The organism is Enterococcus sp. AZ177, from assembly GCF_050544585.1.
Taxonomy (GTDB): Bacteria; Bacillota; Bacilli; order Lactobacillales; family Enterococcaceae; genus Enterococcus_L; species Enterococcus_L plantarum.
On record NZ_CP172944.1, the window covers coordinates 1,103,181 to 1,115,225 of the forward strand.

The 12,045-nt window shown below is 35.9% G+C and carries 10 protein-coding genes; 8 read left to right on the forward strand and 2 right to left on the reverse strand.

The genetic code is table 11. From position 1 onward, the window contains the following. Window positions 1–3: 3 nt before the first annotated feature. A complete protein-coding gene (locus IGJ34_RS05385) occupies window positions 4–1,170 on the forward strand; it encodes an AI-2E family transporter (protein WP_069654645.1) in 1,167 nt (388 codons plus the stop codon). Window positions 1,171–1,290: 120 nt separating this feature from the next. On the opposite strand, the gene IGJ34_RS05390 is transcribed toward IGJ34_RS05385, so the two are convergent. Next, the gene (locus IGJ34_RS05390; RefSeq protein WP_430598300.1) at window positions 1,291–1,911 is read right to left on the reverse strand and encodes an FMN-dependent NADH-azoreductase; all 621 of its coding nucleotides are present in this window, start codon (window positions 1,909–1,911) and stop codon (window positions 1,291–1,293) included. Window positions 1,912–2,476: 565 nt separating this feature from the next. On the opposite strand from IGJ34_RS05390, the gene licT reads away from it, so the two are divergent. From licT to manA, 7 genes are all read left to right on the forward strand, one after another. Continuing rightward, entirely contained in the window at window positions 2,477–3,319 is an 843-nt protein-coding gene (gene licT / locus IGJ34_RS05395) for a BglG family transcription antiterminator LicT (RefSeq protein WP_430598301.1), read from the forward strand. Between the two features lie 178 nt (window positions 3,320–3,497). Continuing rightward, window positions 3,498–5,366 carry a beta-glucoside-specific PTS transporter subunit IIABC gene (locus IGJ34_RS05400; RefSeq protein ID WP_206836168.1) on the forward strand — a complete coding sequence of 623 codons (1,869 nt, stop codon included), beginning with the start codon at window positions 3,498–3,500 and terminating at the stop codon, window positions 5,364–5,366. 335 nt (window positions 5,367–5,701) lie between these two features. Next, window positions 5,702–7,150, forward strand: coding sequence for a glycoside hydrolase family 1 protein (locus IGJ34_RS05405; RefSeq protein WP_430598302.1), 1,449 nt, complete (start codon window positions 5,702–5,704; stop codon window positions 7,148–7,150). 155 nt (window positions 7,151–7,305) lie between these two features. Beyond that, entirely contained in the window at window positions 7,306–7,887 is a 582-nt protein-coding gene (locus IGJ34_RS05410) for a guanylate kinase (protein ID WP_430598303.1), read from the forward strand. 343 nt (window positions 7,888–8,230) lie between these two features. Then, entirely contained in the window at window positions 8,231–9,067 is an 837-nt protein-coding gene (locus tag IGJ34_RS05415; protein ID WP_206836158.1) for a VOC family protein, read from the forward strand. A 39-nt stretch (window positions 9,068–9,106) separates the two neighbouring features. Then, window positions 9,107–10,144, forward strand: coding sequence for a serine hydrolase domain-containing protein (locus IGJ34_RS05420; RefSeq protein WP_206836154.1), 1,038 nt, complete (start codon window positions 9,107–9,109; stop codon window positions 10,142–10,144). Window positions 10,145–10,186: 42 nt separating this feature from the next. Beyond that, the gene (gene manA, locus IGJ34_RS05425) at window positions 10,187–11,161 is read left to right on the forward strand and encodes a mannose-6-phosphate isomerase, class I (protein ID WP_206836151.1); all 975 of its coding nucleotides are present in this window, start codon (window positions 10,187–10,189) and stop codon (window positions 11,159–11,161) included. A 161-nt stretch (window positions 11,162–11,322) separates the two neighbouring features. Here the strand turns inward: manA and IGJ34_RS05430 are convergent, their stop codons facing one another. Next, window positions 11,323–12,018 carry a type 1 glutamine amidotransferase gene (locus IGJ34_RS05430; RefSeq protein ID WP_430598304.1) on the reverse strand — a complete coding sequence of 232 codons (696 nt, stop codon included), beginning with the start codon at window positions 12,016–12,018 and terminating at the stop codon, window positions 11,323–11,325. Window positions 12,019–12,045: the final 27 nt, after the last annotated feature.

Sequence of the window (12,045 nt, forward strand, 5' to 3'; positions counted from 1 at the left end):
TGAATGGAACAAGAGAAAAATAAAGAGAAACGATTATCTTGGTTTTGGCGTTGGTTTTTAAATAATCAAGTTGTAACCACCTTATTGATCGTGCTATTGATTTTGCTAATTTTATTAGTATTTACAAAAGTATCATACTTATTTGAACCAGTTTGGCAGTTTATTGGCGTTGTTGGCTTGCCATTGATCATGGCGGGCATTTTATATTATTTAATGAATCCTGTCGTCGACTATCTTGAACTAAAACGAGTACCCCGTATTTGGAGTATTATCGGACTGTTTATCATCGTCGTAGCGTTGATTATTTGGGGACTTGTAGTGATTGTTCCTAAAATTCAAGAACAGACTGTTAGTTTTGGTAATCATTTTCCTCAATATATTGATACGATCGATCAAAAAATGCAAGAAATTTTAAGTGAACCTTTCTTTGCGCAGTTTCGTAGTCAGTTAGAAGATATGGGCGATAAGCTGGTCAGTTCTTTAGGGGATATTATTCGTAATATTTCTACGTTTACGGTCCAAGGATTAGGAAGCTTTGTCGGAGCTGTTGCGACTATCGTAGTAGCGATTATCACGATGCCATTTATTTTGTTTTACCTTTTAAAAGATGGGAAGCAATTAGCGCCTTATTTGATGAAGTTTTTACCGAATAAAATGCGAAAACCCACATTAAAAGTATTAGGTGAAGTGAACTCACAAGTTTCTTCTTATATACGCGGGCAATTAACAGTAGCATTTGCAGTTGCTGTAATGTTTATTCTAGGTTTTTCATTTATCGGACTCGATTATGCGATTACGCTAGGAATAACAGCTGGATTTTTGAATTTGATTCCATATCTAGGTTCATTTCTAGCGATGGTACCAGCTGTATTTTTAGGAATTGTGGGCGGACCAGTATTATTGGCTAAAGTTTTAGTTGTTTTTATTATTGAACAGACAATCGAAGGCCGTCTAATCTCACCGTTAGTATTAGGTAGCCAGTTAGATATCCATCCAGTGACGATTCTAGTCGTGCTGTTGACGTCTGGGAAATTATTCGGTGTCGTAGGAGTCATTCTGGGAATACCTGTTTATGCCGCAGCTAAGGTCATAATTACGCATATATTCGAATGGTATAAAGATGTATCAAGTTTATATCACGAAGAAGAAGAACTTAATAAATTAGAATGAAAAAAGAGGGCGGGATAGAAGCTTATTTCCGAAAGCATTGCTTCTATCCCACCCTCTTTTTTTCATTTTTAAGGTGTGAAACAAAAGTGATTTTTCCTTTTGCCACACCCTTTTTTGTTATTAGAATGTTTTACCTAAAGTTGTTGCTTGGTCCATTGCTGCACTTAATAATTCTTCAGCTTTTTCTGGATGGTGATCGATTCCTTCGATAAACAATTGATCAACTTCAGCCACACCGATGAAGTTTAAAATTCCTTTTACATATTGGGAAGCAAAATCTTGTCCTTCATAAAAGCCACCATTCGATTGAATGTGTAAAGCTTTTTTACCAGTAGTTAAAGGTTTAGGTCCTTCTTCAGTATATTTAAATGTTTTTCCAGCCACATTGATTGTATCAACCCATGCTTTTAAGCGAGTTGGAACATTTAAATTCCATAGAGCGTTTGCGATAACTACTTTGTCAGCTCCTAAAAATTGATCCGTTAATTCATTGAAGCGAGCAACTTTTGTTTGTTGGCTTTCATTTAAAGCTGTAAATTCAGTACCAGTGCGTAATGCACCCCATCCGGAAAGTAACTCTTCATCTATTTCAGGAACGAAATCAGCATAGACATCAAGTACATCGATTTCATCAGCTGGATTTTGAGCTTGATAACTTTCTAAAAAGGTTTCTAACGCGCGGACAGAACGAGATTCTTCTTTAGTAAGTGGGTGCGCTTTAACAACAAGTAATTTTGACATGTAAAGTCTCCTTTAAATACCTAAGTATCATTATTATTTATAAACAAAAACTATTTTACTAATAAAAAGTAAGAAAATCAATGTTTTTATTTAATTTCTATAAAAAAACTAGTATTCAGTAGTAGAACACCTGTTTTTATGCTACTAATAAGCCCTAGAAAGTTGTTTCATGCCGCCCGCTGTAACGAATGATAGGATATGTTTTTACTTTATTAAGCTGCTTTGACGTAGTAGATTATTTTTAGTGTAAAGCGATTGAGAATCAGGAGTAGAAAGGGATTTAGACATACAACGAATCCTTTAAATTTTTTTTAAAACTACGGGATAGATTGTAATGCTTTTAAAAGTGATTTAGAAAACAGTTCGACAACTCTTGATAAGTTTCATGAAAAATACATTTAAATTTCGTTTTTGAAAAGGGTTGCAAATAAAGTAGAAAGATGGTATGCTAATCATGTAATAAGGATTGTTACTGTTCGGCAGGCAAAACCTGAATCTTCCATATTATTTTGTTGGGGTGGATTCTAGGTTTTTTTCGTTTGTAATTGTAAAAGTGAGGTTCATCATGCATATTGAAAAAATTTTAAATAACAATGTCGTTATGACAAAAAATGAATCAGGTGAAGAAATAGTCTGCATGGGCCGAGGACTAGCCTTTCAAAAAAAAATTGGCGATGTGATCGATCCGACTTTTATTGAAAAGGAATTTGTTCTGAAAGATTCTATTACTTCAGGTCAGTTCCAACAATTATTTGCGGATATTCCGTTAGAAGAAGTAGAGCTTGTTAAAAAAATCGTGGATATGGCAGAAGAAGAACTGGGTATCGAACTTTCTTCGAATATTTATTTGACATTGACTGATCACGTACATTACGCGATCATGAGGGCAAAAGAAGGAATAGAGATGCCGAATCCATTGATGTTTGAAACAAAAAAGTTTTATCCTAAAGAATATGCTATTGCAAAAAAAGGCGTAGCGCTGATTAAAGAAAAACTGAACATTGATTTCTCTGAAAGCGAAGCAGGTTTTATTGCTTTTCACATCGTGAACAGTGAACAGGCAAATGGAAATATAGAAGTGACAATGTCTGCGACTGAAATGGTAAGAGATATTCTAACGATCATTAGTCGTTATTTTGGGAAACCATTTGATGAAGATTCATTGAACTATCAACGAATCGTTACCCACTTACAATATTTTGCTCAACGGTACTTGCAAAACGAAGCACACGATGAAGAAGATGACTTTCTTTATGAGTTGATTCAAAGCAAATACCCTAAAGCCTTTCAATCAGTACAAAGAATCAATGATTATTTAGTCCAAAAATATCAAAAGCCAGTTGACAAAGCAGAACAAATTTATTTGACGATCCATATCCAACGCGTTGCTGGTGAAAAAAAAGTGTAACATCGATTTATAAAAAATTAGCATTCAATCGAAGCGGATTGTTACTGTTTAGCAGGCAAAACCTAGATTGAAAAAACAAGAGATTCATCTATAGTTACGTCTTTGTAAGTATAGTAGATTATTGTTTTTTCAGTTTAGGTTTTTTTATATAAAAAATCAAAGAAAAGAGGCATATAAAATGAGTAAAAATCAAGAAATCGCCGAGCGCGTCTTAACGCTAGTTGGTGGAGAAGAAAATGTGAATAGTGTTGTCCATTGTGCAACTCGTCTACGTTTTAACTTAAAAGATGAGGATAAAGCAGAAACAGAAAAATTGAATCAAGATCCTGATGTGATTCAAGTTGTTAGAAGTGGCGGACAATATCAAGTCGTTATCGGCAGCCATGTAAGTGATGTGTATAAAGAGTTGATGGCACATAGTGGTTTAGGTGAGGATGATACTGAAAAAAATGAAGGACCTAAAGGAAATGTTTTCAACCAGTTAATTGATATTATTTCTTCTATATTCACACCTTTCTTAGGTGCGATGGCAGGAGCTGGGGTTTTAAAAGGATTCTTGACGTTAGCAGTAACATTGAACTGGCTAACAGCCGAATCGGGTATCTATGTAGTCCTCTTTGCGATTGCAGACGGAATTTTTACCTTCTTACCGATTATTTTAGCGTTTACTGCTGCGAAGAAATTCAAAACAAACCAATTCTTAGCGGTCTGTCTTGCAATGGCACTTGTTCATCCTAGTATTACTGCTTTAGCTGGACAAACCCTAAGTTTTGCTGGAATTCCAGTGATTATCGGCGCAAGTGCGTATACATCATCTGTTATTCCAATTATTTTAGCAGTATATGTTCAAAGTTATGTTGAACGTTTCTTCAAGAAAGTTATTCCATCTTTCTTACAAATCATTTGTGTTCCTTTAGCTGTTTTTCTTGTGATGGCACCTGTTACGTTTATTGCAATTGGCCCAATCGGAACCATTTTAGGTGATTTGCTTGGTAAAGGGTATGATGGAATTTATGGATTTAGCCCAATTATTGCGGGTGCAGTTATGGGTGGTTTATGGCAAGTGTTCGTTATGTTTGGTATGCATTGGGGCTTTGTTCCAATCATGCTATTAAATCTTTCAGCTACAGGTATAGATACAATGGCACCAATGCTTTTACCAGCTGTATTATCACAAGGAGGAGCGGCATTAGCTGTATTCTTTATGACAAAAAATGTAAAACTAAAAGGATTAGCGTTGTCTTCAACAATTACGTCGATCTTTGGGATTACAGAACCAACCGTTTATGGTGTGACATTACCACTTAAAAAACCATTTATTGCTGCATGTATCGGTGGTGCAGTTGGTGGCGCTTTTATCGGTTTCAGTCATGTTCAAAACTATGTCTTTGGGTTGATCAGCTTATTGAGTTTACCAGGATTTATTCCCCAAGATACTAAAGATACTTCTGGTCTAGTTGCAGCAGTTATTGGAACGGTGATCGCTTTTGTAATTGGTTTTGTTTTAACATTTATTTTAAAATTTGACGATAAACCAGAAGCAGGTAGTGAAACTCCAAAAGAAACGAACTCAAAAGCGCAAAATAATAATGATAGAATTGTTTTAACAAGTCCAATTACAGGTACGATTGTTCCTTTAGAGAAAGTCGAAGACCAAGTATTCTCATCAGGAGCTCTAGGTAAAGGAATCGCCATCGAACCAACAGTAGGCGAACTTTACGCTCCCGCTAACGGTGAAATCACAACCTTATTTCCAACAGGACACGCAGTTGGAATCACAACGGAAGATGGTGCAGAAGTTTTGATGCATATCGGGATGGATACCGTTGAAATGGATGGGGATGGATTCGAATTAGTAGTGAAACAAGGTGACAAAGTAAAACAAGGTGATTTGCTAGTGAAATTTGATATTGAAAAAATCAAAGCAGCTGGACATCCTGTGGTAACACCAATCGTTGTTACAAATAGTGGTGATTATTTGGATGTATTAGATATGGATCAAACAGATGTTTTACATGGTGAAGATTTCTTGGCGATTGTACGTTAATTGAATTCACTTAATCGCTTTTACGGTTATCTAGCTTCATGAGTCAGTATCTCGGAAAAAAGATAAAATCAGCTTGTGACTAAAATCGTCACCATCTTATTTTCCTATTTTTCGACGATACTAAGCGACTCATTACGCTTTTACGGTTATTTAGCTTCATGAGTCAGTATCTCGGAAAAAAGATAAAATCAGCCTGTGACTAAAATCGTCACCATCTTATTTTCCTATTTTTCGACGATACTAAGCGACTCAACTTACTATTAGGTTAACTTGCTGAGAGGGCTAGTGTTTTGGGAATAGAGCCCTCAATGCTTTTAGAATAAGGAGGAATTGATATGTCAACTAAAACAACAGTATTTCCAGATGGATTTTTATGGGGTGGTGCAACGGCAGCGAATCAATTAGAGGGTGCGTATCGCTCAGATGGTAAAGGTTTATCAGTTGCGGATGCAATGCCTGGTGGCAAGCAACGTTTCCAAATTTTAGGTAGTGATACATTTAATTGGGAAATCGATTCGGATAAATTCATTTATCCGAATCATCGCGGGATCGATCATTATCATCGCTTTAAAGAAGATATTGCATTATTTGCAAAAATGGGCTTTAAATGTTACCGTTTTTCAATTGCTTGGTCTAGAATCTTTCCTAAAGGAGATGAGACTACACCCAATGAAGCAGGCCTGAAATTTTATGATCAAGTAATCGATGAGTGCTTGAAACATGGTATTGAACCAGTAATTACGATTTCTCACTATGAAATGCCTTTGCATTTAGCTAAAGAGTATGGTGGTTGGAAAAATCGTAAAATGATTGATTTCTTTGAAAATTACGCAACAGTTGTCTTAACACGCTATGGCAAAAAAGTAACCTACTGGATGACATTTAATGAAATCAATTCAGCGTTTCATTTTCCAGCACTAAGTCAAGGAATGGTCAAAGCAACAGGTGCAGGCGATTATCAAAATGTTTTCCAAGCATGGCATAATCAATTTGTGGCTAGTGCTAAAGCTGTGAAAATTGGTCATGGCATCAATCCTGATATGCAAATTGGTTGTATGATCATTTACGCAACAACTTATAGTATCGATGCAAATCCAGTGAATCAAATGGCGACATTGGCTCAAAATCAAGAATTCAATTTCTATTGTACAGATGCTCAAGTTCGCGGTGAATATCCTGCTTACCAACAACGTATGTTTGATAAATATGGTGTTTCAGAATTAGAAATCGGTGCAGATGATTTAGAGTTAATGAAAACATATTCAGTAGATTATATTGGCTTTAGTTACTACATGTCCTCAGCAGTTAATGAAACAGTTGAAGAGGATGATACTGTAGTTGGAAACTTATTAGGTGGCGTACGCAATCCATTCTTAGAAGCGAGTGAATGGGGCTGGCAGATCGACCCTGAAGGCTTAAGAATTGCATTGAATGAATTATATGATCGTTACCAAAAACCTTTATTTATCGTTGAAAACGGCTTAGGTGCAATCGATAAAGTAGATGAAAACTTTTATGTAGAAGATGATTATCGAATTGATTATTTACGTCGTCACATTGAAGCTATGTCAGATGCAATTAAAGATGGCGTTGATTTAATAGGGTACACACCGTGGGGCTGTATTGATTTAGTGAGTGCTTCAACAGGTGAAATGAGCAAACGCTATGGTTTTATCTATGTGGATCTAGATGATAATGGCGAAGGTACCATGAATCGCTATGAGAAAAAATCATTTAATTGGTACAAACAAGTAATCGAAACGAATGGACAAGAGTTGAAATAATGAATAAAACCAGAGGAATAGGTCAGACAACATCTGATTTATGCTCTGGTTTTCTTAATAGTCAAAGATACCAACTAGAAGAACATTTGGCTTTTCTTTTTCATTGAAGGGAAACTTTAGTTATTGTATAGTCAATATATTAGGAGGAGTGATCAGTGAAAAGAACCGAATTAAAGCATCCATTTTTTGTTGTGATAGGTCCTAGTGGTTCAGGAAAAACCAAGGTAGCTGAAGCTGTTTTTCCAGCATCGTACAAGGTGATTTCTCACACAACAAGACCCATCAGAAAAGAGGAAACAGATGAGATAGATTATTACTTTGAATCAGAGGACCGATTTGAGAAGCTACTTACTACAGGCGCGTTAGCAGAACATGATACATATCATGGGTATCAATATGGCGTTGGAAGAGCCGAGTTGATTGAAAAAACATCAGATCATTATGCTTACGACGTTTTAACAATTAAAGGATTTCAAGCAATCGAAAACCAATTCGGCAACATGGTGATTCCAATTTTTTTAGAAGTATCTAAAGAAAATGTTTTAGCTAGGTTACAAACGAGAGATGAGGATACAAAAATCATATTACAACGCGGCGCTCTATATGATCAAGAAATAAAGAATAAAAGTAAAGTGATCGAATACACAAACAGCTACATAATCAATGCGAATCAGCCATTCGAAAACGTGGTGAACGATGTAAAGCAAGTGGTAAATGAGACCCTAAAACCAAGTTAAGATGAGCTGTAAATTAACACAGGCAGGCTAGGCGTTCTGAGTTTCTAGATGATTGAGAACTGACTCCAAGAGTTAGCGTTCAATTATTTTTTATTCACAAAGAACTTTCATTATTTTTAAAGTATGAACGTATAGCTGTTATTTAAACTCTGTTTTTTTAAATTGGTATAGAGTAACTAAATGGTTAAAAAGATGATCGAATCCCTAGATTGGTATAGGAGCAAGCCCCCTATTTATCAAAATGCTCTCCTAGTGACATTTTTTTTGAAAAGAGCATTTACTTGCTGAAATCAGTAGACATGTTTAGAATAAATAGATGGAGACATTCGGAGGGGGAAGACGAATGGGAAAGTTTCAATTAGCTGAAGATGTATATGTGAAAACGGTTGCAATTCGTATCAACGATGTAGAGAGAATGGTTGACTTTTATAAAAATGTATTGGGGTTTATTTTAAAGCTAGAGGAAAATAATTTATCAATATTTGGTTCACAAAAAAGAGATAGTCGATTACTGATATTAGAGGAAACGGCTTCTGAAGAAGGACAAATAGAATCTTTTGAAAAATCTGTCTGCTTTTCTTTGTTGATTCCAACAGTGGGAGAGTTTGGTAGTCTTTTACGAAGAATTACAGCGCATAATTATCCAATCAAGAAATCAGTACAAGATGGAAATCGCCAAAGTGTATTTTTAGAAGATCCAGAAGGAAATGAACTTGAAATTAGTTATCAAGGCGCAACAGGTCAAATGAAAGAAACAGTTGAAACACTGGATATACAATCGTTGATTGATCAAAGTAACGTTTTGTATTCGAGCCTTTCGGCAGGTGTAAGAATTGATCGACTTAAACTGCATGTAAGTGATAAAATAGCACACCATTCGTTTTATCAAGACATTTTAGGAATGGTACCTGAAAATAACACAGACGATAAGTTAACAATGAATAATAGAAACTTTTGGATTTTTTTAGACGATTCAGTCGAACAAAATAGTCAAAAAGCTACCTTAGAAAAATCGCTGGGAGTAGATTTTTTTGTTGTAACCTTAAATGATGAAACAGAAATGGAGCATCTAAAACAACATTTAGAAGAACAGAAACAAGAATTTTTTGTCGATAAAAAATTAACGATTTTAACGATTTACGATCCTAGTCAGATCGAATGGTGGTTTGTTAGAAATTAACGAATAAAAATTGAACACAAACAATGAGGAAAATAAATCATGTATAAAAAAACAAAACAAAAAATAGAAGAGTTGGTAGATGAGAAGGTTTTTCCTGGTGCCAGTTTTTCGTTTATAACAAGAGGAGAATCTGAAGATTACACTATAGGGAACGCTCAAATAATCCCTAAAATCGAACCATTGAAGCCGTCATTACTTTTTGATGTTGCCTCCTTAACGAAGGTCGTTTGTACGACAACGGTCGTGTTACAGTTGATGGAGGCAGGACAGATTGACATTGATGCACCATTTAACACCTATTACTCAGCTTTTGAAGATGGAAATATAACGATTCGCCACCTCTTGACGCATACATCTGATATTCAAAGTTTTATCGAAAATCGAGATGCCTTGTCAAAAGATGAATTAATAGCCGCTTACAATCAGGTTCGGCCAGGTATAGAGATAGGGAACAAGGTAATGTATACAGATACGGGAACAATTTTACTTGGTTTTATGTTGGAAGAATTATTAGGGAAAGATGTTATAGAAATTTTTAAAGAACGAGTGCTGCAACCAATGGAAATGACCGAAAGTAGTTTTTTACCTAAGGATTTTTCTAAAGTCGTGCCAACTGAAAATCATCCTATCAGAGGATTGATTCAGGGACAAACGCATGATCCAAAAGCGTTTGTTTTAGCTGAACATGCTGGAAATGCCGGACTCTTCACTAATTTGAATGATCTAAAAAAATTCACGTCAATGTACATGAATGAAGGGCTGTATCAGACAACCAGAATAGTGGAAAAAGATACAGTTCGCTCGCTATTAAAGGATCAAACACCTAGTGGAAAAGGACATCGCTCATTAGGATGGGATCTGAAAGATGATTTAACAGGACGACCATTGTTGTTTCATACAGGTTATACTGGCACTTTTTTGATGATTGATCTTCTGGAAAAAGAGGGATTTATCTTCCTTTCTAATCGTGTTCATCCAGTAGATAATCGGAAAGAGTATATCCAAAAAAGAGATGAGCTTATTGAAATTTATTTAAAAGAAAAAAGAACACTCAAAGATGAATCGCTTTCTTTTTAGTGGTATAATTGACGAGTGTTAATGGAAGGGAGTCTCTAAACTATGCAGGAACCTTTATTTTTAAAGCCAGTTTTTCAAGAAAAAATTTGGGGTGGGGATCGGCTACAGACTGTATTCGGTTTTGACCTACCAAGCAATAAAATTGGAGAAGATTGGGCAATCAGTGCTCATCCTCATGGGGTAAGTAAGGTAGAAAATGGGGAATTTTCTGGTCAAAAACTAGATGAACTTTGGACGAATCATCGTGAATTATTCGGCAATGCTAAGGGAGCTGTTTTTCCTTTATTGACGAAAATTTTAGATGCTGAAGATGATTTGTCTGTACAAGTACATCCAGATGATACTTATGGAATGGCTCATGAAGGCGAACTTGGGAAAACGGAGTGTTGGTATATTATTGACGCTGAACCAGGATCAACCATCATTTACGGACATAATGCCCAGAGCCGAGAAGAACTTGAAGCGATGATCAAAGAAGAACGCTGGGATGACTTGCTCAAGAAAGTCCCAGTAAAAAAAGGCGACTTTTTCTATGTACCAAGTGGCACGATTCATGCTATTGGTAAAGGAATCATGATTTTAGAAACACAACAAAGCAGTGATACCACTTATCGTGTGTACGACTATGATCGAAAGGATGATCAAGGTCGTACAAGAGAACTGCATATTCAACAATCTGTTGATGTGACGACAGTTCCGGCAAAAAATGCACAATTATCGATTCAACAACAAAACCAAGGACAATCAAGCATTATTACGTATTTGAAAACACCATTTTTCAATGTGTATGAATGGCAAGTCCAAGGGATATTGAATTTAAAGAAAAATGCGCCCTATACATTAGCAACCGTTATTGACGGCATCGGTCACTTAATTATTGAAGACACAGAATCAATGAAGACTGACCGTTATGAATTGGCTAAAGGGACAAGCTTCATTTTACCGACCGATATTGCCAAATGGCGCATTGAAGGCAATCTTACGATTATTGCGTCTGAACCGGGAATTGACGCGTAAAAGTTAAAATAAAAAGAGACTGGATTAGAAGCGTTTAATCCCGAGAAATAAGAAGTAACCCTTTCAGCTTGTTACCGAAAGGGTTACTCCTTCTCCCACTGTTTTTTCGCATTAGGGTGTGATACAAAAGTGATTTTTTACTTTTGTACCACACTCTTTATTTATTCTGTAGTCTGCATTTCTTGTGGTACGGTGAAAGGTTCATTGTATTTTTTCTCTAAAGCAGTTTTAATCAACCGAATCCCTAAATTTTCATTGCGTGCAAGAATGGGACCATGGAAATAAGAGCCAAAAACATTTTTGTAAATAACGCCTTCAGAACCATCTTCACTATTGTTGCCTTTACCTTTAACAACATTGCCTAGCGGGCGTTCACCTTTACCTAAAAAAGTTCGACCGTTATGATTTTCAAACCCATAATAGGTTTCATTAAATTCTTCATTATGAATCACGATATCACCGATGTAACGGTTATTATCTTGGCTTAACGTATAGTGATCAAGCGCACCAATGCCGTGAATTTTTTCACCTTTAGCCCCCATGTAATAATGGCCCAATAATTGATACCCACCACAAATTGCGAGCATAACTCCGTCATTTTCAATATATTCAGTCAAGGATTCTTTTTTTGTCTGGATATCATCTGAAATGATCAACTGTTCGAAATCTTGTCCGCCACCTACAAAGACTAAATCATATTTAGTCGCTTCAAATGGCTCGTGAATACTAACAATTTCAGAGCGAAAGGTTACATTCATTTTTTCAGACAAATATTTTAACATCAGTAAATTACCATTGTCGCCGTAAGTGTTTAACAGATTTCCATATAAATGACACACAACTAATTCTTTAGGCACTGTTTGTTCCTCCTCATATATAGATAA

Excerpts from the sequence above, each read along its gene's own strand:
- IGJ34_RS05385 (WP_069654645.1), top strand. The coding sequence starts at position 4 with ATGGAACAAGAGAAAAATAAAGAGAAACGATTATCTTGGTTTTGGCGT.
- IGJ34_RS05400 (WP_206836168.1), top strand. The coding sequence starts at position 3,498 with ATGAGTAAAAATCAAGAAATCGCCGAGCGCGTCTTAACGCTAGTTGGT.
- IGJ34_RS05405 (WP_430598302.1), top strand. The coding sequence starts at position 5,702 with ATGTCAACTAAAACAACAGTATTTCCAGATGGATTTTTATGGGGTGGT.
- IGJ34_RS05420 (WP_206836154.1), top strand. The coding sequence starts at position 9,107 with ATGTATAAAAAAACAAAACAAAAAATAGAAGAGTTGGTAGATGAGAAG.
- IGJ34_RS05415 (WP_206836158.1), top strand. The coding sequence starts at position 8,231 with ATGGGAAAGTTTCAATTAGCTGAAGATGTATATGTGAAAACGGTTGCA.
- manA (WP_206836151.1), top strand. The coding sequence starts at position 10,187 with ATGCAGGAACCTTTATTTTTAAAGCCAGTTTTTCAAGAAAAAATTTGG.
- IGJ34_RS05390 (WP_430598300.1), bottom strand. The coding sequence starts at position 1,911 with ATGTCAAAATTACTTGTTGTTAAAGCGCACCCACTTACTAAAGAAGAA.
- licT (WP_430598301.1), top strand. The coding sequence starts at position 2,477 with ATGCATATTGAAAAAATTTTAAATAACAATGTCGTTATGACAAAAAAT.